At 63.7% G+C, this 23,591-nt stretch carries 22 protein-coding genes; 21 read left to right on the forward strand and 1 reads right to left on the reverse strand.

Annotated elements, in window-relative coordinates; translation table 11 throughout:
- Nucleotides 1-330: 330 nt before the first annotated feature.
- The 16 genes from CK218_RS16945 (at nucleotide 331) to ftsH (ending at nucleotide 15,495) form a co-directional block, all read left to right on the forward strand.
- Nucleotides 331-861, forward strand: a complete 531-nt coding sequence (locus CK218_RS16945) for a DUF1465 family protein (RefSeq protein ID WP_095828344.1) — start codon at nucleotides 331-333, stop codon at nucleotides 859-861.
- A gap of 213 nt (nucleotides 862-1,074) precedes the next feature.
- The gene (gene ruvC, locus CK218_RS16950) at nucleotides 1,075-1,587 is read left to right on the forward strand and encodes a crossover junction endodeoxyribonuclease RuvC (RefSeq protein ID WP_067001770.1); all 513 of its coding nucleotides are present in this window, start codon (nucleotides 1,075-1,077) and stop codon (nucleotides 1,585-1,587) included.
- Nucleotides 1,588-1,640: 53 nt separating this feature from the next.
- Nucleotides 1,641-1,910: an AbrB/MazE/SpoVT family DNA-binding domain-containing protein gene (locus CK218_RS16955; protein WP_095828345.1), complete on the forward strand. Its 270-nt coding sequence runs from the start codon at nucleotides 1,641-1,643 to the stop codon at nucleotides 1,908-1,910.
- On the forward strand, nucleotides 1,888-2,307 hold the full coding sequence (locus CK218_RS16960) for a type II toxin-antitoxin system VapC family toxin (RefSeq protein ID WP_082980671.1): 420 nt from the start codon (nucleotides 1,888-1,890) through the stop codon (nucleotides 2,305-2,307). Before CK218_RS16955 ends, CK218_RS16960 begins: the two co-directional genes overlap by 23 nt.
- Nucleotides 2,308-2,317: 10 nt before the next feature.
- Nucleotides 2,318-2,938, forward strand: coding sequence for a Holliday junction branch migration protein RuvA (gene ruvA / locus CK218_RS16965; protein WP_095778095.1), 621 nt, complete (start codon nucleotides 2,318-2,320; stop codon nucleotides 2,936-2,938).
- 43 nt (nucleotides 2,939-2,981) lie between these two features.
- The gene (ruvB, locus tag CK218_RS16970; RefSeq protein WP_067002199.1) at nucleotides 2,982-4,019 is read left to right on the forward strand and encodes a Holliday junction branch migration DNA helicase RuvB; all 1,038 of its coding nucleotides are present in this window, start codon (nucleotides 2,982-2,984) and stop codon (nucleotides 4,017-4,019) included.
- A 128-nt stretch (nucleotides 4,020-4,147) separates the two neighbouring features.
- A complete protein-coding gene (locus CK218_RS16975) occupies nucleotides 4,148-5,050 on the forward strand; it encodes a metallophosphoesterase (RefSeq protein WP_067001780.1) in 903 nt (300 codons plus the stop codon).
- Between the two features lie 137 nt (nucleotides 5,051-5,187).
- Nucleotides 5,188-5,661 carry a tol-pal system-associated acyl-CoA thioesterase gene (gene ybgC, locus CK218_RS16980; protein ID WP_067001785.1) on the forward strand — a complete coding sequence of 158 codons (474 nt, stop codon included), beginning with the start codon at nucleotides 5,188-5,190 and terminating at the stop codon, nucleotides 5,659-5,661.
- Nucleotides 5,662-6,068: 407 nt separating this feature from the next.
- On the forward strand, nucleotides 6,069-6,779 hold the full coding sequence (gene tolQ / locus CK218_RS16985; RefSeq protein ID WP_067001789.1) for a protein TolQ: 711 nt from the start codon (nucleotides 6,069-6,071) through the stop codon (nucleotides 6,777-6,779).
- A gap of 9 nt (nucleotides 6,780-6,788) precedes the next feature.
- Nucleotides 6,789-7,250 (forward strand): protein TolR, encoded by a 462-nt coding sequence (gene tolR / locus CK218_RS16990; protein WP_067001793.1) that lies wholly within the window; start codon nucleotides 6,789-6,791, stop codon nucleotides 7,248-7,250.
- A 7-nt stretch (nucleotides 7,251-7,257) separates the two neighbouring features.
- Complete coding sequence (locus CK218_RS16995) at nucleotides 7,258-8,412, forward strand: energy transducer TonB (protein ID WP_095828346.1); 1,155 nt, start codon at nucleotides 7,258-7,260, stop codon at nucleotides 8,410-8,412.
- Nucleotides 8,413-8,491: 79 nt separating this feature from the next.
- Nucleotides 8,492-9,772, forward strand: coding sequence for a Tol-Pal system beta propeller repeat protein TolB (gene tolB, locus CK218_RS17000; RefSeq protein WP_245299761.1), 1,281 nt, complete (start codon nucleotides 8,492-8,494; stop codon nucleotides 9,770-9,772).
- A 316-nt stretch (nucleotides 9,773-10,088) separates the two neighbouring features.
- The gene (pal, locus tag CK218_RS17005) at nucleotides 10,089-10,595 is read left to right on the forward strand and encodes a peptidoglycan-associated lipoprotein Pal (RefSeq protein ID WP_067001802.1); all 507 of its coding nucleotides are present in this window, start codon (nucleotides 10,089-10,091) and stop codon (nucleotides 10,593-10,595) included.
- A gap of 270 nt (nucleotides 10,596-10,865) precedes the next feature.
- Entirely contained in the window at nucleotides 10,866-12,011 is a 1,146-nt protein-coding gene (ybgF, locus tag CK218_RS17010) for a tol-pal system protein YbgF (RefSeq protein ID WP_095828347.1), read from the forward strand.
- Nucleotides 12,012-12,062: 51 nt separating this feature from the next.
- Complete coding sequence (gene tilS / locus CK218_RS17015) at nucleotides 12,063-13,454, forward strand: tRNA lysidine(34) synthetase TilS (RefSeq protein WP_095828348.1); 1,392 nt, start codon at nucleotides 12,063-12,065, stop codon at nucleotides 13,452-13,454.
- A 106-nt stretch (nucleotides 13,455-13,560) separates the two neighbouring features.
- On the forward strand, nucleotides 13,561-15,495 hold the full coding sequence (gene ftsH, locus CK218_RS17020; RefSeq protein WP_067001810.1) for an ATP-dependent zinc metalloprotease FtsH: 1,935 nt from the start codon (nucleotides 13,561-13,563) through the stop codon (nucleotides 15,493-15,495).
- 385 nt (nucleotides 15,496-15,880) lie between these two features.
- Here ftsH and CK218_RS17025 read toward each other — a convergent pair whose 3' ends face one another.
- On the reverse strand, nucleotides 15,881-16,729 hold the full coding sequence (locus CK218_RS17025; protein WP_095828349.1) for a hypothetical protein: 849 nt from the start codon (nucleotides 16,727-16,729) through the stop codon (nucleotides 15,881-15,883).
- A 364-nt stretch (nucleotides 16,730-17,093) separates the two neighbouring features.
- Here CK218_RS17025 and glmM point away from each other — a divergent pair, with 364 nt between their 5' ends.
- From glmM to serA, 5 genes are all read left to right on the forward strand, one after another.
- The gene (gene glmM, locus CK218_RS17030; RefSeq protein ID WP_067001816.1) at nucleotides 17,094-18,446 is read left to right on the forward strand and encodes a phosphoglucosamine mutase; all 1,353 of its coding nucleotides are present in this window, start codon (nucleotides 17,094-17,096) and stop codon (nucleotides 18,444-18,446) included.
- A gap of 217 nt (nucleotides 18,447-18,663) precedes the next feature.
- Complete coding sequence (locus CK218_RS17035; protein ID WP_067001819.1) at nucleotides 18,664-19,479, forward strand: outer membrane protein; 816 nt, start codon at nucleotides 18,664-18,666, stop codon at nucleotides 19,477-19,479.
- 207 nt (nucleotides 19,480-19,686) lie between these two features.
- A complete protein-coding gene (locus tag CK218_RS17040; protein ID WP_067319444.1) occupies nucleotides 19,687-20,547 on the forward strand; it encodes an outer membrane protein in 861 nt (286 codons plus the stop codon).
- A gap of 196 nt (nucleotides 20,548-20,743) precedes the next feature.
- The gene (locus CK218_RS17045) at nucleotides 20,744-21,919 is read left to right on the forward strand and encodes a phosphoserine transaminase (protein WP_095828350.1); all 1,176 of its coding nucleotides are present in this window, start codon (nucleotides 20,744-20,746) and stop codon (nucleotides 21,917-21,919) included.
- Nucleotides 21,920-21,986: 67 nt separating this feature from the next.
- Nucleotides 21,987-23,588 (forward strand): phosphoglycerate dehydrogenase, encoded by a 1,602-nt coding sequence (serA, locus tag CK218_RS17050; protein ID WP_067001828.1) that lies wholly within the window; start codon nucleotides 21,987-21,989, stop codon nucleotides 23,586-23,588.
- Nucleotides 23,589-23,591 lie beyond the last annotated feature (3 nt).

Below are 23,591 nucleotides of genomic sequence, written 5' to 3' on the forward strand. Positions count from 1 at the left end.
CGTTCGCTTAAAAATTCCGCGCGGCGTTAAGGCTTCATTAAGCTTTACAGGCGTTTACTAGGACCCATCCAGTTTGTCTGGATTCTTACCGAGTGGTTGGAGCCACTTTGTTTGACGCCTCCCTGTTAAACTCCTGAGAGCCGCCTTATCCGCGGCTCTTTTTTTGCCCGTTGGCCGCCGGCGGGCAGCGCGCCTCGGCGTTAACCGTTTGTTAAACATGCGCTTGCCTTCATGGGCATCGAAGCGCATTTTCAAGCCTCAGTCGTTTAAGGGTGCAGGCCGTATCGGCAAGGATGCCGAATCGGCTTGCGGCAGTGCAGGGGCGTATCGATGAACGAGCCTTCGAAGGGCAGCGCGAAAACCATAAAGCTCGCGGAGCGCCGGGTTTTCTCCCAATCCTTCAAGCCGCTTTACCAGGAGGGCATGGGCCTGGTCGAACAGGCGGCCGAATATCTTGACGGCAAAGGCAGGCTCGAAGCCAAGAAGCTGTCGCGCACGGCGGCGACGCTCTATGCGGCCGAATCGATGCGTCTTACCACGAGGCTGATGCAGGTCGCCTCCTGGCTGCTTTTGCAGCGCGCGGCCAATTCCGGCGAGATGACCCGCGACCAGGTCGCCTCGGAAAAATCCAAGGTGCGGCTCGATACCGCCTCCGCGCATGACGAGGCGCTGGGCTGGAGCGAATTGCCAAAGGACTTCCTGGACCTGGTGAGCCGGTCGCTGCGCCTGCAGGCGCTGGTGAAGCGCATGGACGAGGAGATCTACGGCGGCGCCATGAACGACACGCCGGCCGCCGGCCGCCGCGCCAACCCGGTCTCCGATCAGATCAGCCTGCTGAACACGGCCTTCGCCCGCGGCTAACAGGCTGCTCCACAATTCGCTCTGATCGCTATCTGGCGCCGTTTTCTGCGCTTCCGGTGCTCGTGTACTAAAGTCAGCTCCGCACCGGTTCTTGAAAACGCCGCCATACGGACTCGTCGGACCGAATTCCGAAGCAGCCCATCCCGGCACAGGCCGTTTCTGGTTTGTTCACAATTCGCTGGCATCGCCCTGCGCCGCGGTTAAACTTGGCGCATGGGGGAAGCGATTCGCATCATCGGCATTGATCCGGGCCTGAGGCGCACCGGCTGGGGCATCGTCGAGAGCCTCGGCAATTCGCTGCGCTTCGTCGCCTCCGGCACCGTGCGTTCCGACGACAAGGCGCCGCTCGCAACGAGGCTCTGCCAATTGCATGATGGGCTCGCCGAAGTGCTGCACCAGGCCATGCCGCACGAGGCGGCGATCGAGCAGACCTTCGTCAACAAGGATGCCACAGCAACGCTGAAGCTCGGCCAGGCGCGCGGCATCGCCATGCTGGTGCCGGCGCGCGCCGGGCTGGCGGTAGCGGAATACGCGCCCAACGCGGTCAAGAAGGCGGTGATCGGCGTCGGTCACGGCGAGAAGAAGCAGATCCATATGATGGTGAAAGTGCTGATGCCGAAAGCGGTGTTCGAGACCGACGATGCCGCCGATGCCCTGGCCATCGCCATATGTCATGCGCATCACCGTCAAAGCGTCGCCTACCGAATGGCGGCGCTGGCCGGGTAGTGTTCTTGACTTGTTCTCATTTGCGCAATAAGTAATACCTTCGGAGTATTACCATGCGTGTGACCACCAAAGGGCAAGTCACGATCCCCAAACAAATAAGGGACCACTTGGGCATAGGCCCGGGTTCGGAGGTCCAGTTCGTGGCTACGGACGAGGGCGCTCGGCTTGTCGCCGTCAACGAAAACATTTCGAAGGAGGAAGCTGCCCGCAAATTCAAAGAGGCCCTCGGCAAGATGGAGGGGACGCTGAATTTGGGCGGCATGACGACGGACGAGTACATGGAGTGGTTGAGGGGACCACGTGAAAATCTCGACGTTGATTGACACAAACGTGCTCATTGACGTCTGGGGTCCGGCTGGGCCGCTGACGGAATGGTCTTCGTCCGCGATCATCTCCTGCCGACGCGATGGCGCGTTGGTCATCAACAGCATCGTCTGGTCCGAGCTTGCTCCCCTAGTTGCTTCCGAAGCAATGCTGAGGAAAGCAGCCGAGAGGCTTGAAATGGATCGCGAGTTTTTGCCCTGGGAAGCCGCATTCTTGGCTGGGGTGGCACATTCCCGTTATCGGCGGGCCGGCGGTGTTCGAGAGCGGACCTTGCCGGATTTTTTCATTGGTGCTCATGCTGCCGTAGCTGGTCACCGCCTATTGACGCGCGACGCTCCTCGCTATCGCAGCTATTTTCCCGACCTCGAAATCGTCTCTCCGGAAACGCATCCATGAAGGCCAGGACATGATCGGCAAGCTGAAGGGCACGCTGGATGAGATCGACGAGGATTCCTGCGTCGTGGACGTGCACGGCGTCGGCTATGTCGCCCATTGCTCGGCGCGCACGCTTGCCGCGCTGCCGTCCCCCGGCGAGGCGGTGGTGCTGTTCATCGAGACCTATGTGCGCGAGGACATGATCCGGCTATACGGCTTTCAGACCCCGCTCGAGCGCGAGTGGTTCCGCCTTTTGATGAACAATGTGCAGGGCGTTGGCGCCAAGGTGGCGCTGGCCGTGCTGTCGACGCTGGCGCCGCCCGACCTCGCCAATGCGATCGCGTTGCGCGACATCGCCATGGTGTCGCGCGCACCGGGCGTCGGCAAGAAGGTGGCCGAGCGCATCGTCACCGAATTGCGCACCAAGGCGCCGGCCTATGCGGGCGCCGCCACCGGCACGATCAGCCTCAAGCAGGAGCTTGGCGAAGGCGTGGCGGCAGCACCCATCACCGACGCGGTCTCGGCGCTGGTCAATCTCGGCTATTCGCGCGACATCGCCGCCAATGCGGTGGCCGCGGCCCTAAAGTCGGCCGGCGAAGGGGCGGACGCCTCGAAGCTGATCCGCTTCGGCCTGAAGGAACTGGCGCGGTGAGGTGGCGCTTGTCCCGGTCCTTGCTGTATGCAAGGAAGACCGCATGAGCCTTTCGCCCCGTCTCATTGCCCCCGACAAGCGCGGCGAGGATGCCGACCAGAGCTTGCGGCCGCAGTCGCTTGACGAGTTCGTCGGCCAGGCTGCGGCGCGTGCCAATCTCAAGGTCTTCGTCGATGCCGCCAAGAGCCGCGGCGAGGCGCTCGACCATGTGCTGTTCGTAGGCCCGCCGGGGCTCGGCAAGACGACGCTGGCGCAGATCATGGCGCGTGAGCTCGGCGTTAATTTCCGCTCTACGTCGGGGCCGGTTATCGCCAAGGCCGGCGACCTTGCGGCGCTGCTCACCAATCTCGAGGAGCGCGACGTGCTCTTCATCGACGAAATCCACCGGCTCAATCCGGCGGTGGAAGAAATCCTCTACCCGGCGATGGAGGATTTCCAGCTTGATCTCATCATCGGCGAGGGGCCGGCGGCGCGTTCGGTCAAAATCGATCTCGCCCGCTTCACGCTGGTTGCGGCGACAACCCGGCTCGGACTTTTGACGAATCCTCTGCGCGACCGTTTCGGCATCCCGGTCAGGCTCAATTTCTACACGGTTGAGGAGTTGGAGCAGATCGTACGCCGCGGCGCCCGCATCCTCTCGATGCCGCTCGGTGACGACGGCGCGCTGGAGATCGCGCGCCGCGCTCGCGGCACGCCGCGCATTGCCGGACGTCTGTTGCGCCGGGTGCGAGACTTCGCCTCCGTCGCCGGAAACGGCCATGTCGACAAACGCATTGCCGACGAGGCGCTGACCAGGCTGGAAGTCGACGGGCTCGGCCTCGACGCGCTCGACCGCCGGTATCTCTCGATGATCGCCCGCAACTTCGGCGGCGGACCGGTCGGCATCGAGACGATCGCGGCTGGGCTGTCGGAACCGCGCGACGCCATCGAGGACATCATCGAGCCCTATCTGATCCAGCAGGGCTTCATCCAGCGCACGCCGCGCGGCCGCGTGCTGACCGCCAATGCCTGGCGGCATCTCGGCCTTGAAGCACCGAAAGACCTCGCCCAGCAGCAGATCAGCCTGTTCCAGGAAGAGTAACGGACATTTGTTCGTCGGACGCGCCTTGAAGGGCTTCCTGCGCGAAATCTCCCCAGCTCCGCCAAGCTGAAGGCACAATTGCAGCCTCTAAGGCAGCTTGACGCATTTCCAGGGGTCGGGGCTGACCGATGATCACCAGACGTGGCTTTCTGCGCCTCATCGGCGGATCGTTCCTGTCCATGGTGTCGTTGAGCGCCTATGCGGTCGGCATTGAGCCGATGCTGCTCGCCCATGTGAAACGCTATTCGCTGACGCCGCCGCACTGGCCCGCGGGCCTCAAGCTGCGCGTCGCAGCACTGGCCGACATTCATGCCTGCCATCCCTGGATGACGTCGGAGCGGATCGCCTCGCTCGTCGAAAGGACGAATGCCCTGCAGCCAGACTTGATCGTGCTGCTTGGCGACTATGTCGATGGAATGCGGCTGGTCACGGCCGAAGTGTCTGCACCGGAGTGGGCCGCCGCTTTGTCAGGGCTGAAGGCCCCGCTCGGCGTGCTCTCGATCCTCGGCAATCACGACTGGTGGCACGATCATGCGGCGCAACTGGCCAAGGCCGGGCCGACGGCCGCGCGCATGGCACTGGAGAGCGTCGGCATCCCGGTGCTGGAAAACGACGTGGTGCGGCTGGAGAAGGACGGGCATGGCTTCTGGATCGCAGGACTTGCGGACCAACTGGCAATCCGGCCGAGCAAAGCCCTGGGCCGCCATGGCTTCAAGGGCCTGGACGACCTCGGCGGGACGCTTGCCAAGGTGCAAGGCGACGAGCCGATCATCCTGCTCGCACATGAGCCCGACATCTTTCCGAAAGTGCCCTGGCGGGTTTCGCTGACGCTTTCGGGCCACACCCATGGCGGGCAGGTGCGGCTGTTCGGCTATTCGCCGGTCGTGCCGTCCGACTTCGGCAACCGCTACGCCTATGGCCATGTCGTCGAGAATGATCGCAACCTGATCGTCTCCGGTGGGCTCGGCTTCAGCATCATGCCGGTCCGTTTCGGCATGCCGCCAGAGATCCTGCAGATCGATCTCGGGTAGCTCCAGCATTTTTCACGCGGACGGAAAACCGCGCAGGCGCCAAGCGCCAGCAGCCCCGCCATCAAGGTCTTGATCATCGCGCCCATCGGTGCCATCCGGTTCTCGCGCCAAAGTTCAGGCCTGAAAAGGAAAGCGCGATGGACGATCATGGTGAATCCGCAGCGCTCAGCGCCGGGCTTTCGGGGGCGCTGACGCAATCCGGCCATCGCCTGATGGCCCGCGTCTACTATGCCGACACCGATTTCTCCGGCGTCGTCTACCATGCGCGCTATCTCGAATTCTTCGAACGCGGGCGCTCGGACTATCTCAGGCTCGCCGGCGTCCATCACACCGAGCTTGCCGATGGCAAGCATGGCGAGCGCATCGTCTGGGTGGTCCGGCGCATGGAAATCGAGTTCCGTTCGCCGGCCCGCATGGACGACATCCTCACCATCGACACGCGCACCGAGGACATTTCGGGTGCCCGCATCTTCATGGCGCAGCAGTTGAAGCGTGGCGGCGAGGTGCTGGTCGAGGCGAAGGTCGAGGCGGCGATCATCGGCGAGAACGGCCGGCCGCGCCGATTTCCGAAGGAATGGATCGCGGCCTTTATGCCGAAGGCGAGCGACTGATCACCGTGAACCGGCTTCGGCCTAATGCATGTCGCGCAGAAGTTTGCCCGGTTCTGGACAACGACATGCATCAAGCAAGGCCTTAAAGAGCGGCGCCTGAATCCGATTGAGCGCGACCCCGCTTAGGGCACTGACCAGCCGCGTCTAGGCGTGGCGCCGGCCGGGTGGGCGCGGCAATGCGCCACGCTTCATATCCTAACCCATCCTTAACCATAACGGTTCATGAAGGAATTGGTGAAGATTGGCGCAATTCGTGTGCCTTCCTTTCACCAAGATTTGCCCCGAAAACGCCGCGAAACGGTGCATTCGGGGCTTGTCCCGCGGGCTTCAGGCTTCGCGCGATCGGACCAAAGGGATGCCATGGGCCAGCCGCCAGCGATGCCCGGAAAAATCTTAAGGACGTAGTCATGGAAAACATCGCACTCGCCGACCCGGGCGCGCATTTGTCGATATGGGCCTTGTTCATGCAGGCCGGCTGGGTGGTCAAATTGGTCATGATCGGGTTGCTGTGCGCCTCGATCTGGACCTGGGCGATCATCATCGACAAGCTTGTCGCCTATAGCCGCATGCGGATGGCGCTCAATCGCTTCGAGCAGGTGTTCTGGTCGGGACAGTCGCTCGAGGAGCTCTACCGCACGCTCGCCGACCGCAAGACCACCGGCATGGGCGCGATCTTCGTTGCCGCCATGCGCGAATGGAAGAAGAGCTTCGAGAAGGGCGCCAAATCGGCGCTGGCATTGCAGACCCGCATCGACAAGGCGATGGATCTCGCGCTGACCCGCGAGATGGAAAGGCTGGAGGGTCGGCTCGGCTTCCTTGCCACCACGGGTTCGGCCGCGCCCTTCATCGGCTTGTTCGGCACCGTAATCGGCATCATGACCTCCTTCCAGGCGATCGCCGCCTCGAAGAACACCAGCCTGTCGGTCGTGGCGCCCGGCATCGCGGAAGCGCTGCTGGCGACGGCCATCGGCCTGCTCGCGGCCATTCCGGCCGTAATCGCCTACAACAAGCTGTCATCGGATGCGAACAAGCTCGCCGTGCGCATGGAAGGGTTTGCGGATGAGTTCTCCGCCATACTCTCGCGCCAAATCGATGAAAAAGTCGCGCAGAAGGCCTGAGGTACGATCATGGGTATGTCTGCTGCTAGCGCAGGTGGCATAGGGCGAGGCGGACGCGGCCACCGGCGGCGCGGTCGTCATCATGCCCTGATGTCGGAAATCAACGTCACGCCGATGGTCGACGTGATGCTGGTGCTGCTGATCATCTTCATGGTCGCGGCGCCGCTGCTCACCGTCGGTGTGCCGATCGACCTGCCGGAGACGAAAGCCAAGGCGATGAACGCCGACACGCAGCCGATCCAAATCTCGATCGGCCCTTCCGGCGAGATTCACCTGCAGGAAACCGAAATCCCTCAGGAAGAGCTGGTCGCCAAGCTGCAGGCGATTTCCAAGACCGGCTATGACGAGCGCATCTACATCCGCGGCGACAAAGCGACCAGTTACGGCACCGCGCTGAAGGTGATGGGCCTCATCCAGAACGCCGGCTACAAGAACATCGGCCTGATCTCGCTGCAGGAACAGGACCAGTAGACGCCAAATGCGGACGGGCCTCACCTCCTCGGTGATCTTGCATGCGGTGGCGCTGGCCTTCGGGCTGTTCACGCTCTCCTCGCCGCCCGCCATGCCGGCTTCCGACGTGGAGTCCGTCGCGGTCGACATCGTGCCGATGGAAGCGATCGCGCAGACCCTGCAGGGCGACAAGAAAGCGGTCATGCATGACAAGCCGGCGCCGCTGCCGACCAAGCGCCCGGATATCGTCCCCGACGCGCAGAAGGTCGGCGAGAACAGCGTCGACACCGACAAGCCGGCGACGGACGAGGCCAAGCCGAAGCCGGTCGAGAAGACATCCGCGCCGCCCCCGGCGCCGACGCCGACCGAGAAGCCGGCGGTCGAGGACGTGCCGAAGCCGCAGGAAAAGCCGAAGCCGACCCCGGCGACCGAAGTCGCGCCGACGCCGACACCTAAGGAAGAGGTCAAGCCCGAGCCGGTCAAGCAGACGGAGCCGAAGCCGACACCCGCCAAGGAGCCGACGCCAGCGCCGCCGAAGGACACGACCGCCGCCATCCAGAAGGAAGAGGTCAAGCCGGACGCCGTCGCCGAGGCGATCGCCAAGGAGCAGCCGACCGAGGAGGCACAGCTTCCGGACTCGGCACCCGCCCCTGCAGCGCGGCCGAAGCCGCAGCCCGCTCCCGCCGAAAGCGCCAAGGCGCCGGAGCGCAAGGACGCGGAAAAGCCGGTGAAGGAAGCTTCCTCGAAGCCGAAGTCGGATGAAAAGCAGTTCAACGCCGACGAGATTTCAGCACTTCTGGACAAGCAGAAGCCGTCGGGTGGCGGCGCCAAGCGCTCCACCCAGCAGTCGTCGCTCGGCGGCGAGAAGGATCAGGGCCAGAAGCTGTCCAAATCCGAGCAAGGCGCGCTCGAAGCTCAGCTCGGCGGCTGCTGGACCTTGCCGGTTGGACTGGAAGGTTCGGAGAACTTCGTCGTCGTGGTCCGCTTCAATCTCGATACCAACGGCAAGCTCGACGGCCGCCCGTCGGTCGAGCAGTCGAGCGGCAACCGGCAGTTCGACGAAAGCGCAGTGCGCGCGGTTCAAAAATGCGACGTGGCCGGCCTGCAGGTTCCCGCCGGCAAGCAGGACATTTGGAACGACATCCGGGTCACCTTCGACCCAAGGGAGATGCTTGGCCTATAGGCCTTGCGTCTGAACCATCAAAGAAGAGAAGCGAGAAGACATGAGATCTTTCCTCAAGCCGCTCCTGACGATTGCAGCCATGGCGCTGGGCATGACGACCGCCGCCACCTTGCCGGCCTGGGCGCTCGTCGAGCTCAACGTCAACAAGGGCAATGTCGAGCCGCTGCCGATCGCCATCACTGACTTCCAGTCCAATGGTGAGCTCGGCGCCCAGATCACCGAGATCGTCACGGCCGACCTCAAGCGCTCCGGCCTGTTCGCGCCGATCGACAAGAGCGCCTTCATCGAGAAGATCTCCGGCCCGGACGCCACGCCGCGCTTCGACGACTGGAAGGTGATCAATGCGCAGGCGCTGGTCACCGGCAGCGTCGGCAAGGAAGCCGACGGCCGCATTCGCGCCCAATACCGGCTATGGGACACCTTTGCCGGCCAGCAGATGGCCGGGGAGCAGTTCTTCGCCAATGACGCCAATACCAGGCGCGTGGCCCATATCATCGCCGATGCGATCTACGAGCGGCTGACCGGCGAGAAGGGTTATTTCGACACGCGCGTCGTCTTCGTCGACGAATCCGGCGCCAAGAACGCGCGCAAGAAGCGTCTTGCCATCATGGACCAGGACGGCGCCAACGTCCGCTACCTGTCGGACGGCCGTTCGATCGTGCTGACGCCGCGCTTCTCGCCGAACCGGCAGGAAATCACCTACATGTCCTATGAGAGCGGACAGCCGAAGGTGTATCTGCTGCAGATCGAGACCGGACAGCGCGAGCTGGTCGGCAATTTCCCCGGCATGACGTTCGCGCCGCGCTTTTCGCCCGATGGCCAGAAGGTGATCATGAGCCTGCTGCGCGATGACGGCAACTCCAACATCTTCGCCATGGATCTGAGAAGCCGTTCGACCACGCGGCTCACCGACTCGACCGCCATCGACACTTCGCCCTCCTATTCGCCCGACGGCTCGCAGATCGTCTTCACCTCCGACCGCGGCGGCGGCAGCGGCCGCTCGCAGATCTACGTCATGGGTGCGGACGGCTCCAACCCGCACCGCATCTCGTTCGGCGACGGCGTCTATTCCACGCCGGTGTGGTCGCCGCGCGGCGACCTCATCGCCTTCACCAAGCAGTCGGGCGGCGAGTTCCAGATCGGCGTCATGAAGACCGACGGTTCGGGCGAGCGCATCCTGTCCTCCGGCTTCCAGCAGGAGGGGCCGACATGGGCGCCGAACGGCCGCGTGCTGATGTTCTTCCGCGACTCCGCCGGCGGACCGAAGCTGGTCACGGTCGATCTTACCGGCCGCAACGAGCAGCAGATCCCGACCTCGAACTTCGCCTCGGATCCGGCCTGGTCGCCGCTGCTGGAGTAGGCAGAGGAACGGAAGAATTTAAGAACGGGGAACTGAAGAACTGAGGAAAATGGAGGACCCGGGGCGCTGGTAAATCTCAGAGAGAAGCTGGCCTAATTTCTTCCTTCAACTCCTCAGTTCTTCAGTTTCTCAATTCCCCTTTTTTCATGTTTTGGCCGCATTTCCGCCTACGGTCGCCGCGCATTGTGAGCCTAGCTAACTCGGCCGAGGACGGCGGCTCGAAACGAAAAATTAACCGTGTTTCTTGAATGCCGGTTAACCCAAACGTGGTTACTGGGTGATCAACGAAATCACTCGAATGCGAAGGAGAGGCGGCATGGGCCGTATCGCAGCACTTACCAGAAATCCGGCGATGATCGCGCTGGTGGCGGCTCTGGCCATCACCGGCTGCGCCTCGAAGAAGACCCCGAACAGCGCCGCCGATCTCGGCCTCAACGGCGCCGGCTCTGCCACGCCCGGCTCGGCGCAGGACTTCACCGTCAATATCGGCGACCGCATCTTCTTCGACACTGACTCCTCGTCGATCCGCGCCGACGCGCAGACGACGCTTTCGCGCCAGGCGCAGTGGCTCAACCAGTACAGGCAGTATGCCATCGTCATCGAAGGCCATGCCGACGAGCGCGGCACGCGCGAGTACAATCTGGCGCTGGGCGCCCGCCGCGCCGCTGCCACCCGCGACTTCCTGGTTTCGAAGGGCGTCGCGGCCAACCGTCTGAAGACGATCTCCTACGGCAAGGAACGCCCGGTCGCCGTCTGCGACGACATCTCGTGCTGGTCGCAGAACCGCCGCGCCGTCACCACGCTCTCGGGCGCCGGTTCCTGACGCGCCGCGCCGGAAATCGATATCGATTTTCGGAAACGCTCATAAGCGCCACAGCGTCCTTGGCGCGTCTGACGACGCGCGGCGCTGTGGGCGGCAAAAATACAACATCGCTGAACGAAAGGCGGCCTCCGAGCCGCCTTTTTCATATGCGACAGCTTGAAACAAAATTTGGCCGAAGTCTCGCGTCCTGCTAAGAGCGCGAGGGCGCTTTATCCCCCTCCGATTTGGAAAGGCGCATCGGGCCAACAGATTTTCACGGCGAGAGACATAATGCATTTCAGAACGGTCCTGAGCGGCACGCTTGCGCTGCTGCTCCTATCAAGCATCGCAGGCATCGCCGCACCGGCGGACAGCGGGCAATCCTCGGACAGCGGCTTCACTTTCCATCTGCCGACGCTGGGCATTTTCGGCGACAAAAAGAAGACCGAGCAGGCGCAAGTCGCCCAGCAGGACGGCGCCGGCATGACCGGTCTGGAGGATCAGATCCGCCAGATGAACGGCAAGCTTGAGGAGCTCAATTTCCAGATCCTGCAAATGCAGGAGCAGATGCGCAAGCAGCAGGAGGACAACGAGTTCCGCTTCCAGCAGCTCGAAGGCGGCTCGCAGGGTGCGAAGCCAACGGGCCAGAAGAAGTCGGAAACCGCGCCGCAGGACGGCAGCAGCGGCAACACGAATATGGGCGATGCTGGCGCCGGCGACAGCGGCACCGACACCAACGTCGCAACGGCTCCGGCGACGCAAGCTCCGGCCGGCACGGCTCCGCAGGACGGCGGCGGCAAGAGCGTCGGCGACGTCATCGTCGAGTCTCAGACCGGCGACCCGGGAAAGTTGATCACCGGCGCGCCGCCGAAGACCTTCGGCACCATTACCGTCGACAAGAACGGCAATGTCGTCAATGCCGACCCCGCCCCGCAGGCGGGCTCGCAGACGGAAGCTCCCGCGGCTACGGCAAACGCGCCTGCCGCCGAGACCGGCAGCAAGGCTGGCAAAGGCAAGTCCGGCGGCACGGTCATGGCCTCGCTGCCCTCGACCAACAATCCGGACGAGCTCTACCGCAACTCCTACCAGTTCATCCTGTCGGGCGACTATCCCACCGCCGAGCAGGGTTTCCGCGACCATATCTCGCGCTTTCCCAAGGACGCCAAGGCGGCGGACGCGCATTACTGGCTGGGCGAATCCCTGCTTGGCCAGCAGAAATACCGCGACGCGGCGGAGGTTTTCCTGGCCGCCAGCAAGGATTATCCGAAGGCCAAGAAGGCGCCCGACATGCTGCTCAAGCTCGGCGTATCGCTGGTCGGCCTCAAGCAGAACGACGTGGCCTGCGCCACTTTCAACGAGATCGGCAAGCGCTACCCGGATGTTTCCGGCACGCTGAAGGAACGCATCAAGCAGGAAAAGGCGCTGGCCTCGTGCTAGCTTGCGTGTCGTTGTCCCAGAATCGGGACCGCTTTTGGACGACGCGCAGTGATGTTCGATACCGAGACTGACCTTTCGGATCGCCTTTTCCAAGACTTCGACTTCTCCCACGGCGCCGTTGCGGCCGTGTCCGGCGGCAGCGACTCGACCGCCCTTCTCCATCTGCTCAAGCACCACCTCGACCGAACCCTGCCCGCGGCAAGGCTGCTTGCGGTGACGATCGATCATGACCTCAGACCAAGCTCGGCAGCCGAAGCGCAAGCTGTCGCCCGACTTTGCGCCGAGCACGGCATCGCGCATCGCACGCTCGTCTGGTCCGGTCGCAAGCCGTCGACCGGCTTGCCGGCCGCCGCGCGCGAGGCGCGCTATCGGCTGCTGGCCGAGGCAGCCGAAGCGGCAGGCATTCGCGCGGTGGTGACCGGACATACCGCCGACGACCAGGCCGAGACCGTGCTGATGCGGCAAGTTCGTGAAGAGGAGGCCCGCGACGAGGATCCACGCGACGGCCGCGGGCTCGCCGGCATGGCGCCCGCCACGCTCTACGATTGGCGGGTCTGGATCGCCCGCCCGCTGCTCGCCACGCGCCGCGCGGCATTGCGGGAGATGCTGAAGCGTCGCGGCATCGGCTGGACCGAGGATCCGACCAATGTCGACCGGCGCTTCGAGCGGCCGCGCCTGCGCATCTCGCTTGCAGGCAGAGACGGCGAGGCGCGTTTCAAGGAAGCAATCGCGAAGGCCGGACAGGCAGCCGCCGAGCGCGAGAACCTCGGCCAGCGTGCGGCGGCGCTGATCGGCGCCTTCGCTAGCCAGCCGGCTCCGGGGCTCATCCGCCTCGATCGCGATTTCGCAAGTGGTGAGGATAGCGAAGCCGCCGTCTATGCATTTCGCATCCTGCTCGCCACGGTCGGCGGCGTCACGTTCCTTGTCGACGAGGCGCGTTGCCGGGCGCTGTTCGAGCATCTGCGGTCGGGGACGCTTTGCGCCACATTGTCGCGGACGGTGGTCGACGCGCGCCGCACCGGCATCTTCCTCCACCGCGAGGCCCGCAATCTGCCCGCGGTTCCGGCTGCTGAGCAGGCCCTATGGGACGGTCGGCGGAGGATCACATTGAGCGACAGGCCGAGCGGGTTGGTGATCGCGCCAGCAGGTCCCGGCGCCGCCAAGCGATTTACCCCGGAAGGCGACGTTCCGGCGAGCTTGCTGCGCAAGGCGCTGGCCGCCGAGCCCGCGCTGTGGCGCGGCGGCGAACGCCTTGATTTGGCTGGCGGTGAAGCCGCGCCGCCGGCGACGGCGATCGTTCCTGCGGTGTCGCCCTTCACCCGCTTCCTGCCGTCCTTCGATCTCCGGCCCGCTGCCGCCGTCGCCGCGCTGATCGGCGCGCCGCCGCTGCCGCCCTCGCCTTTTCGCGGCCATGATCGCGGCGGAGCATGGGCGAAAGCTTAACCGAGGCATGCTGTTCTGCTTGGCAAGGGGAGACGCTCTCCCTATGTTAGGCCCAAGCCTCCAATCACCATCGTGGGTTCGCGCGCGGACGCCAACAGGACAATAGATGAATCCGAATTATCGCAACCTCGCGCTCTGGGCGATCATAGCGGTCCTGCTCATCGCCTTGTTCAATCTTTTCCAGACGCCGCAGACGCGCGGCGCTTCGAGCGAGATTGCCTATTCGCAGTTCCTGCAGGATGTCTCTTCCGGCCGGGTCAAGAGCGTGACGATCGCCGGCGCCCGTATCTCGGGCAACTACACGGACAACGCCAACGGCTTCCAGACCTATTCGCCGGGCGATCCGTCGCTGGTCTCCAGGCTGCAGGACAAGAACGTCACCATCAACGCGCGGCCTGAAAGCGACGGTTCGAACTCGCTGTTCGGCTATCTGATCTCGTGGCTGCCGATGATCCTGATCCTCGGCGTGTGGATATTCTTCATGCGCCAGATGCAGTCCGGCTCCGGCCGCGCCATGGGCTTCGGCAAGTCGAAGGCGAAGTTGCTCACCGAGGCGCATGGCCGCGTCACCTTCCAGGACGTCGCCGGCGTCGACGAGGCCAAGGAGGACCTGGAGGAGATCGTCGAGTTCCTGCGCGATCCGCAGAAGTTCCAGCGGCTCGGCGGCAAGATCCCGCGCGGCGTGCTGCTGGTCGGCCCTCCCGGAACCGGCAAGACGCTGCTCGCCCGCTCCGTCGCAGGCGAGGCCAATGTGCCGTTCTTCACCATCTCCGGCTCGGATTTCGTCGAGATGTTCGTCGGCGTCGGCGCAAGCCGGGTGCGCGACATGTTCGACCAGGCCAAGAAGAACGCCCCCTGCATCATCTTCATCGACGAAATCGACGCCGTCGGCCGCCATCGCGGCGCCGGCCTCGGCGGCGGCAATGACGAGCGCGAGCAGACGCTGAACCAGCTGCTGGTCGAGATGGACGGCTTCGAGTCCAACGAAAGCATCATCCTGATCGCCGCCACCAACCGGCCCGACGTGCTCGACCCGGCGCTGCTAAGGCCGGGCCGCTTCGACCGCCAGGTGGTCGTGCCGAACCCCGACATCGTCGGCCGCGAGAAGATCCTCAAGGTGCATGTGCGCAACGTGCCGCTGGCGCCCAATGTCGACCTCAAGGTCATAGCGCGCGGCACGCCCGGCTTCTCCGGCGCCGACCTGATGAACCTGGTCAACGAATCCGCGCTGATGGCGGCGCGTCGCAACAAGCGGCTCGTCACCATGGCCGAGTTCGAGGACGCCAAGGACAAGATCATGATGGGCGCCGAGCGCCGCTCGTCCGCGATGACGCAGGCCGAGAAGGAGCTGACCGCCTATCACGAGGCCGGCCACGCCATCCTGGCGCTCAACGTGCCGACGGCCGATCCGCTGCATAAGGCGACCATCATCCCGCGCGGCCGCGCGCTCGGCATGGTCATGCAGTTGCCGGAAGGCGACCGCTATTCGATGAGCTACAAATACATGATCTCGAGGCTGGCGATCATGATGGGCGGCCGCGTCGCCGAGGAGTTCAAGTTCGGCAAGGAGAACATCACCTCCGGCGCATCCTCCGACATCGAGCAGGCGACCAAGCTGGCCCGCGCCATGGTCACGCGCTGGGGCTTCTCCGACAAGCTCGGCCATGTCGCCTATGGCGACAACCAGGAAGAGGTCTTCCTCGGCCATTCGGTGGCGCGCCAGCAGAACATCTCGGAAGAGACCGCGCAGATCATCGACGCCGAGGTGCGCCGGCTGATCGACGATGCCTATTCCACCGCCAAGACCGTGCTGACCAAGAAGAAGAAGGACTGGATCGCGCTGGCCGAAGGGCTGCTCGAATACGAGACCCTGACCGGCGAGGAGATCAAGCAGCTTATCGCCGGCCACAAGCCCGCCCGCGACCTTGGCGACGACACGCCGCCCAGCCGCGGCTCGGCTGTGCCGAAAGCCGGCACAGGCGGCCGTCGCAAGAAGGGCCCCGAGCCCGAAGGCGGCATGGAGCCGCAGCCGCAGGGCTAAGGCTCGATCGAAAACGAAACATAAAAAACGACGCCGCGGCTCAGACCGCGGCGTTTTTGTTTGGGAGGTCACAGACGATTGGCGAGTCGCTCGCGGACCGCACCTGCAAGATCGGCGTCCGGCGCAAGCGCCAATCTTCCTTCTGGCTCATCACGCTTCTGGCCTCGCATGGCACCCCAAACCTCCGGCGCAAAACGCACGAAACTGTTCGCGATGTCTTCGCACACCTGTTCGCGATGTCCTCAGTCCATATAGGGGGAGATTGGTAGCTTCGCCGGCGGGGGTTCTTTTGCGGCGCCGATATGCCTCTTTAAGCGCGTCCAACGAAAAGGCCCGCGCATCTCGCGATGCGCGGGCCTTTGTCTTGGAGGTAAGCGCTGAGCGATCAGCTCTTCAGCTTGGCGTTGCAGAGGCTGTAGAAGCCGCCGCCCTTCTGGATCCACCGCAGGCCGTTCAGCGTGTTGGCGTCCTTGTTGGCATAGTACTGCTCGAGGCAAGTGTGCATGCGGGCCTTGGCTGGCGTCTCGTTGGCGAATTTCGGCGAGATGGCGGTCGGGAAGGTCACGCCCTTCGGCGCAGCCACGCTGGGCTTTGCCGGTTCCTTGGTGAAAGTCGCCTCGGTCGGAGCCGGCACGGTGTCGTCGTCGTCGCCGGCGCCGCATTCGGCCTTGCGGAAGTCGTTCCACTTCATGCCGTTGAGCTTGTTGGCGGTCTTGGCAGCCTGGTACTTGCTGCTGCATTCGGCCATGGTCAGACCCTTGGCCGAACCACCGTCAGCGGCAGCGGTGGAAGTCTTGCTGGCGGCAGGTTTGGCGGCCGCCGCGGCAGTGGCGCCGGGGCCGCATTCAGCCTTGCGGAAATCGTTCCACTTCATGCCGTTCAGCGTGCCGGCCGCCTTCGCGGCCTGATACTTGGTGCTGCATTCCTTTGCGGTCAGGCCCTTGGCTGTGTCGTCCGAGGCAGCTGCCGACTTTGCCTTCTTGGTGTCAGAAGCCTTGGTCTCGGTCGCCGCCTTGGTATCGGTCGCCGCCTTGGTGTCGGTCGCGGCGGAAGCGTCGCTGCCGCACTGGGCCTTGCGGAACTGGTTCCAGGTCTGGCCGTTGAGCGTTCCGGCGTCCTTGGCTGCGTTGTACTTGGTGCTGCACTCGGCCATGGTCAGGGCGTTGGCCGGCGCCGCCAGGAACAGGGTTGCGACGGCGATGCCCGTCAATGTTGCAAGTCTATGAATAAGCATGGCGTTTTTCTCCCTTGCTGCGCCAAATGGTCTCTATACCAAATCAATAGCTCTCAACTTCGGGCTGCGCCAGATGCTTCCCGCGCGGATGCCCTCACAAAGTGTGTTCCTGCCGACAGGGTGCTAAATTGCTGGCGCTCGGTTCGAGCAAATAAGGTTTTTCCAACCATGTCGGGCGGAAAAGTTGTCCGAGCTTTTATATTCCCGTTACAACGAGAGGTCGTGGCAGGCCGCCGAATCACTTGACCCGTCCGCGACAATGATTTTCTAAGGAATGGTAATATATAATCACGAAACGTGATGATCGGATGCGGCCCAATTGTGGCAATACGGGCGGCTGAAACCGACGGGGACTTTGGCAGGTATGGCAGGGCAGTATTTCGGCACCGACGGCATTCGCGGACGCGCCAACAAGTTTCCCATGACGGCCGAGGTGGCCATGCGGGTGGGTATGGCCGCCGGCCTCTCTTTCCAGCGGGGCAACCATCGGCACCGCGTCGTGCTCGGCAAGGACACGCGGCTCTCCGGCTACATGATCGAGAACGCGATGGTGTCGGGCCTGTGCGCCGCCGGCATGGACGTGTTCCTGCTCGGGCCGATTCCGACGCCGGCGGTCGCCATGCTGGTGCGCTCGCTGCGCGCCGACATCGGGGTGATGATCTCGGCCTCGCATAACCCCTATTACGACAACGGCATCAAGCTGTTCGGCCCCGACGGCTATAAGCTCTCCGACGAGATCGAGGAGCGCATCGAAGGCATGCTCGACAAGGATATCGAGTTGTCGCTTGCCGATTCCGACGGGCTGGGGCGCGCCAAGCGCGTCGACGGCGTCCACGACCGCTATATCGAATTCGCCAAGCGCACGCTGCCGCGCTCGATGTCGCTTTCCGGGCTTCGGATCGTCGTCGACTGCGCGAACGGCGCCTCCTACAAGGTGGCGCCGGAGGCGCTGTGGGAGCTCGGCGCCGAGGTGGTCGCCATCAATGTCGAGCCGAACGGCTTCAACATCAACAAGGAGTGCGGCTCGACCCATCCGGCCGGCCTGCAGAAGAAGGTGCACGAGGTGCGCGCCGATATCGGCATCGCGCTCGACGGCGACGCCGACCGTGTGGTCATCGTCGACGAGAACGGGGCCATCGTCGACGGCGACCAGATCATGGCGCTGATCGCCGAGTCCTGGCACCAGAGCGGGCGGCTGGCCGGCGGCGGCGTCGTCTCGACGGTGATGTCCAATCTCGGTCTCGAGCGTTTCCTTGGCGACATGAAGCTGCAGCTGCACCGCACCAAGGTCGGCGACCGCTATGTCGTCGAGCACATGCGCGCGCATGGCCTCAATGTCGGTGGGGAGCAGTCCGGCCATATCGTGCTGTCCGATTTCTCGACCACCGGCGACGGCCTGGTTTCGGCGCTGCAGGTGCTGGCCTGCATCAAGCGGCAGAACCGGCCGGTCAGCGAGCTGTCGAAAAAGTTCGAGCCGGTGCCTCAGCTTCTGAAGAACGTCCGCATCTCCGGCGGCAAGCCGCTGGAGGAGGCGCCGGTCAAGGCAGCCATCGAGGAAGGGCGCAACCGCCTGGGCAAGGCCGGCCGCCTCGTTATCCGGCCGTCCGGCACCGAGCCGCTCATCCGCGTCATGGCCGAAGGCGACGATCCGCAACTGGTCGAGGCCGTCGTCAACGAGATCGTCGGCATCATTTCGGATACCCGTAGCGCCGCCTGATCGCCGCCGCGAATCGGACGATCGCACCTGCAAGCCCGCCGCCAGGCGGGCTTTTTCGCGCGCTCACAACAGCCCCGGACAACGGAATACCCTCTAAAATTGTAGGGATTCGTGGTTAATCGGTACGGTTAAACGGCTTTTAACCTTTGCAATTCATTATCCACGCCGAGGTTCATCTTCGGGCGATGTCGTCCCGAGGCTTCTTAGGGGTGACAGCATGTTCGATACCGCAAGAATGGCACTGTTTGCCGCGCTGTTGGCGGGAGTGGCCGGACCGGCCCTCGCCGCCGACCTGGGGGAACCACCGCCGGTGGAGGAAGCTCCGCCGCCGGTGGTCGAGGCTCAGCCGATCGACGTTGGCGGCTGGTATATTCGCGGCGACATCGACTACCACAAGTCGACCTTGCGCGGCATCGACTACATTACATACGGGCCACCGCCCGGCACTAACGATTTCGATTTCGGCAAGCTGAAGGGCGGTTTCTCGCTCGGCGGCGGCGTCGGCTACAAGATCAACGATTACTTCCGAACCGATCTGACGGCCGACTATTGGTTCAAGTCGGACTTCAACGGCCAGACCTCGGACCTCGTAACGACATCCACCGAGGTGTCGAGGATGAGCGCGTTGCTGCTGTTGGCCAATGCCTATGTCGACATCGGCACCTATCACGGCATCACGCCTTACGTCGGCGCCGGCATCGGCGGCGCGCACGTCAAGTGGGACACGGTCCACGATCCGAATACCACCGAAACCAACCCGGGTTCGTCTAACTGGCGCTTCGCCTATGCGCTCATGGCCGGCGCTTCCTACTGCCTGACCGACAGGGTGATCCTCGACGCAGGCTACCGCTTCACTCACATCCAGGGCGGGCGCATGTTCGAGTTCGATTCGACGAGTTCCGGGCCGGGGTTCGACCACGGCATCAACACGCATGAGGTGCGCGGCGGTCTGCGCTACCAATTCGGCGGCAACAATGGGTGCACTACACCGGTGGCCTACCAGCCGGAGCCGGAGCCGATCTACACCAAGTAGTCGCTTCGAAGATCCTGGAATTCTGCCGATCGCCCGGCGTCAGCCGGGCGATTTTCTTTTGTGGGTGGCCGGTAAAACAGCATCGAAATCAATTCGGTAACCCCCTGTTATCCTTAACCGGCACTTAACCACTATGGTTAACAATGCTCCTGAAACGGCAGCTGTGCTCGCGTTCGCGACTGGTGCCAATCTCAGGAGCCGGGGACCATGACATCAAAATCGCGTATCGCACTGGCGCTCGCCGCAATCGTGCTGATGCCGGCGACACAGGCGGTGTCGGCCGACTACGATCCGCCGATCTATGTCGATCAGGCGCCGGACTATCAGCCGGTCGAGGTAGGCTCCGGCTGGTACCTCCGCGGCGACGTCGGCTACGCTTTCAGCCACCCGTTCAAGCATGAGGAAACCTCGTCGGGACCGCTCAACAGCTTCAGCGATGAGTCCAGCTTGTTCAGCGGCAGCATCGGCATGGGCTATCACGTCAACGACTACCTCCGGGTCGAGTTGAACGGTGGAATCCTGCCGACCGACAAATTCGCCGCCCATGACAGACTGGGAGCCACCTGCGACGGGCACACGCTTGTGGACGACGGTTTCGGAACGATCAATTCCGTTGCGACCAGCCAGGCCTGCGACCTTTCCGACAACGCTTCCAACAAGGGCTACAGCATCATGGCCAATGGCTATGTAGACCTGGGCACCTATGTCGGGCTCACGCCCTATATCGGCGGCGGCATCGGGCTCGCCTACAACAAATACTACAGAAGCATCGGCGCGCGCGACTGCGTGGAGGTTCCTACGAACAGCGCCGGCACCGGCGGATTTTTCTGCGACGATCCGGCCGGCTATGAAGGGCAGACCGATACTGCGGCAAAGTTCAATCTGGCCTATTCCATCGGCGCAGGGCTCTCTTACCAAGTCACGAAGAACGTTTCGGTCGATCTCGGCTACGAATACTTTTCCGTCCCAGCGGCGAAATACGTCGCCTATGATGGTGGCGCTTTCAATATCCGCAAGGGCATTGACTATCAGACGGTCAAGCTCGGGCTGCGCTACGATCTTTGGTGAGCGAGGGAACTCGGAAATTGCCGCCGGCGGATCGAGCGGTCCGCCGTTCTTTTCGTTTCCAGCGCGTGGTGCCGTCAGACAAATATCCCGACTGCGACAAAAACTTTGCTCTTGACGCCGGAAGGCTGAAAGCATATCGCCGTCCGTGGGCCACCCCTCCCCAACGAGGGGCCACTATCTGGAAGGATAGACCACGATGACGACGCTTACCAAGCCCGGACTCCGTCCGGCAAATCCCAATTTCTCCTCAGGTCCCTGTGCAAAACGCCCCGGCTGGTCGGTCGAGGCGCTGAAAGCTGCTGCGCTCGGACGCTCCCACCGCGCCAGGATCGGCAAGGGCAAGCTCGAGCAGGCGATCGAGCTGACGCGCGAAATCCTCAAGGTCCCGGCCGGCTACCGGATCGGCATCGTGCCGGCATCCGATACCGGCGCGGTCGAGATGGCACTGTGGTCACTGCTTGGCGAGCGCGGTGTCGACATGGTCGCCTGGGAAAGTTTCGGTTCCGGTTGGGTGACCGATGTCGTCAAGCAGCTCAAGCTCGCCGATGTGCGCAAGTTCGAGGCCGGCTACGGCGTGTTGCCGGATCTGACGCAGATCGATTTCGACCGCGAAGTGGTCTTCACCTGGAACGGCACGACCTCCGGCGTGCGCGTGCCGAACGGCGATTTCATTCCGGCCGACCGCAAGGGTCTCACCATCTGCGACGCCACCTCGGCGGCGTTCGCGCAGCGGCTCGACTTCGACAAACTCGACGTCGTCACCTTCTCCTGGCAGAAGGTGCTGGGCGGCGAGGGCGCGCACGGCATGCTGATCCTCAGCCCGCGCGCCGTCGAGCGGCTGGAGACCTACAAGCCCGCCTGGCCGCTGCCGAAGATTTTCCGCCTGACCTCCGGCGGCAAGCTGATCGAGGGCATCTTCAAGGGCGAGACCATCAACACGCCGTCGATGCTGTGCGTCGAGGACTATCTCGATGCGCTTCAATGGGCGAAGTCGATCGGCGGCCTGGAAGCGCTGATCGCCCGCGCCGACGCCAACGCCGCGGTGCTGGACCGGTTCGCAGACAGGTCGTCGTGGCTCGGCCATCTGGCCGTCGATCCGGCGACACGCTCGAACACTTCCGTGTGCCTGTCCTTCACCGATCCGGACGTGGCGGCGCTCGATGCCGACGGTCAGGCGGCTTTCGCCAAGGGTATCGTCTCGACGCTCGACCGGGAAGGTGTCGCCTACGACATCGGCTCCTACCGCGATGCGCCCCCCGGCCTGCGCATCTGGTGCGGCGCGACCGTCGAGACCTCCGATCTCGAAGCACTGCTGCCCTGGCTCGACTGGGCCTTCGCCATGCAGAAGGCGTCGCTGAAAGCGGCCGCCTGAGTCATTCGCGGCGGCCTTCGGGCCGCCGATCCCAAACGGATCAATCCCATTCTTCAAGGAGGCCGCCATGGCGCCCCGCGTTCTCGTCTCGGATAAACTTTCAACCACCGCCGTGCAGATCTTCAAGGACCGCGGCATCGAGGTCGACTACCTGCCCGATCTCGGCAAGGACAAGGAAAAGCTTCTCGAAGTGATCGGCCAGTATGACGGCCTCGCCATCCGCTCGGCAACCAAGGTCACCGAGAAGCTGATCAATGCCGCCACCAGGCTCAAGGTCGTCGGCCGCGCCGGCATCGGCGTCGACAATGTCGACATTCCGGCGGCGAGCCGCAAGGGCATCATCGTGATGAACACGCCCTTCGGCAATTCGATCACCACCGCCGAGCATGCCGTTGCGATGATCTTCGCGCTGGCGCGCCAAATCCCGGAGGCCAACGCCTCGACGCATGCGGGAAAATGGGAGAAGAACCGCTTCATGGGCGTCGAGATCACCGGCAAGACGCTGGGCGTGATCGGCTGCGGCAATATCGGCTCGATCGTCGCGACGCGCGGCGTCGGCCTGAAGATGCATGTCGTGGCTTTCGATCCGTTCCTGTCGGACAGCCGCGCTGAAGAGCTCGGCGTCGAGAAGGTCGAGCTCGACGAGCTTTTCGCGCGCGCCGACTTCATAACCTTGCACACGCCGCTGACCGACAAGACGCGCAACATCATCGATGCGGCCGCGATCGCCAAGATGAAGGACGGCGTGCGCATCATCAATTGCGCGCGCGGCGGGCTGGTCGTCGAGGCCGACCTGGTCGCGGCACTGAAGAGCGGCAAGGTGGCCGGCGCCGGCGTCGATGTTTTCGAGGCCGAGCCGGCGGAGAACAATCCGCTGTTCGGCATGCAGAATGTCGTGGCAACCCCGCATCTCGGCGCCTCGACCACCGAGGCGCAGGAGAACGTTGCGCTGCAAGTGGCCGAGCAGATGGCCGATTACCTGATCAAGGGCGCCGTTTCCAACGCCATCAACATGCCCTCGATCACCGCCGAGGAAGCGCCGCGACTGAAACCCTTCGTCAAACTGGCCGAGGTGCTCGGCGCCTTTGTCGGCCAGGTCACTGAAGATCCGATCAAGGAGGTGGAGATCCTGTTCGACGGCTCGACCGCGACGATGAACACGCGTGCGCTGGTCAGCGCCACTCTTGCCGGCCTGATCCGGCCGCAGGTCTCCGACGTCAACATGGTCTCGGCGCCGATCATGGTGAAGGAGCGCGGCATCATCGTCGCCGAGGTCAAGCGCGACAAATCTGGCGTCTTCGACGGCTATATCAAGCTCACCGTCAAGACCGAGCACATGACCCGCTCGATCGCCGGGACCTGCTTCTCGGACGGCAAGCCGCGCTTCATCCAGATCAAGGGCATCAACCTCGATGCCGAGGTCGGCCAGCACATGCTCTACACGACCAATGCCGACGCGCCCGGCATCATCGGCCTGCTCGGCACCGTCTGCGGCGAGAACGGCGTCAACATCGCCAACTTCCAGCTCGGCCGCAACCGGCCGGGCGGCGATGCGATCGCGCTGCTCTATCTCGACGCACCCTTCCCGGAAAGGGTGCTCGATCAGCTGCGGGCGCACCAATCGATCGATTCGGCCAAACCGCTGCACTTCGATGTCGGCGCCGCCTGAAAG

This window comes from Mesorhizobium sp. WSM3879, from assembly GCF_002294915.1.
Taxonomy (GTDB): Bacteria; Pseudomonadota; Alphaproteobacteria; order Rhizobiales; family Rhizobiaceae; genus Mesorhizobium.

Coding starts and splice junctions, on each gene's coding strand:
- ruvA (WP_095778095.1), top strand. CDS start 2,318: ATGATCGGCAAGCTGAAGGGCACGCTGGATGAGATCGACGAGGATTCC.
- CK218_RS16975 (WP_067001780.1), top strand. CDS start 4,148: ATGATCACCAGACGTGGCTTTCTGCGCCTCATCGGCGGATCGTTCCTG.
- CK218_RS17040 (WP_067319444.1), top strand. CDS start 19,687: ATGACATCAAAATCGCGTATCGCACTGGCGCTCGCCGCAATCGTGCTG.
- CK218_RS17045 (WP_095828350.1), top strand. CDS start 20,744: ATGACGACGCTTACCAAGCCCGGACTCCGTCCGGCAAATCCCAATTTC.
- CK218_RS16955 (WP_095828345.1), top strand. CDS start 1,641: ATGCGTGTGACCACCAAAGGGCAAGTCACGATCCCCAAACAAATAAGG.
- tolR (WP_067001793.1), top strand. CDS start 6,789: ATGGGTATGTCTGCTGCTAGCGCAGGTGGCATAGGGCGAGGCGGACGC.
- CK218_RS17025 (WP_095828349.1), bottom strand. CDS start 16,729: ATGCTTATTCATAGACTTGCAACATTGACGGGCATCGCCGTCGCAACC.
- ybgC (WP_067001785.1), top strand. CDS start 5,188: ATGGACGATCATGGTGAATCCGCAGCGCTCAGCGCCGGGCTTTCGGGG.
- pal (WP_067001802.1), top strand. CDS start 10,089: ATGGGCCGTATCGCAGCACTTACCAGAAATCCGGCGATGATCGCGCTG.
- glmM (WP_067001816.1), top strand. CDS start 17,094: ATGGCAGGGCAGTATTTCGGCACCGACGGCATTCGCGGACGCGCCAAC.
- tolB (WP_245299761.1), top strand. CDS start 8,492: ATGGCGCTGGGCATGACGACCGCCGCCACCTTGCCGGCCTGGGCGCTC.
- ftsH (WP_067001810.1), top strand. CDS start 13,561: ATGAATCCGAATTATCGCAACCTCGCGCTCTGGGCGATCATAGCGGTC.
- CK218_RS17035 (WP_067001819.1), top strand. CDS start 18,664: ATGTTCGATACCGCAAGAATGGCACTGTTTGCCGCGCTGTTGGCGGGA.
- CK218_RS16945 (WP_095828344.1), top strand. CDS start 331: ATGAACGAGCCTTCGAAGGGCAGCGCGAAAACCATAAAGCTCGCGGAG.
- ruvB (WP_067002199.1), top strand. CDS start 2,982: ATGAGCCTTTCGCCCCGTCTCATTGCCCCCGACAAGCGCGGCGAGGAT.
- ybgF (WP_095828347.1), top strand. CDS start 10,866: ATGCATTTCAGAACGGTCCTGAGCGGCACGCTTGCGCTGCTGCTCCTA.
- ruvC (WP_067001770.1), top strand. CDS start 1,075: ATGGGGGAAGCGATTCGCATCATCGGCATTGATCCGGGCCTGAGGCGC.
- serA (WP_067001828.1), top strand. CDS start 21,987: ATGGCGCCCCGCGTTCTCGTCTCGGATAAACTTTCAACCACCGCCGTG.
- tolQ (WP_067001789.1), top strand. CDS start 6,069: ATGGAAAACATCGCACTCGCCGACCCGGGCGCGCATTTGTCGATATGG.
- tilS (WP_095828348.1), top strand. CDS start 12,063: ATGTTCGATACCGAGACTGACCTTTCGGATCGCCTTTTCCAAGACTTC.
- CK218_RS16995 (WP_095828346.1), top strand. CDS start 7,258: ATGCGGACGGGCCTCACCTCCTCGGTGATCTTGCATGCGGTGGCGCTG.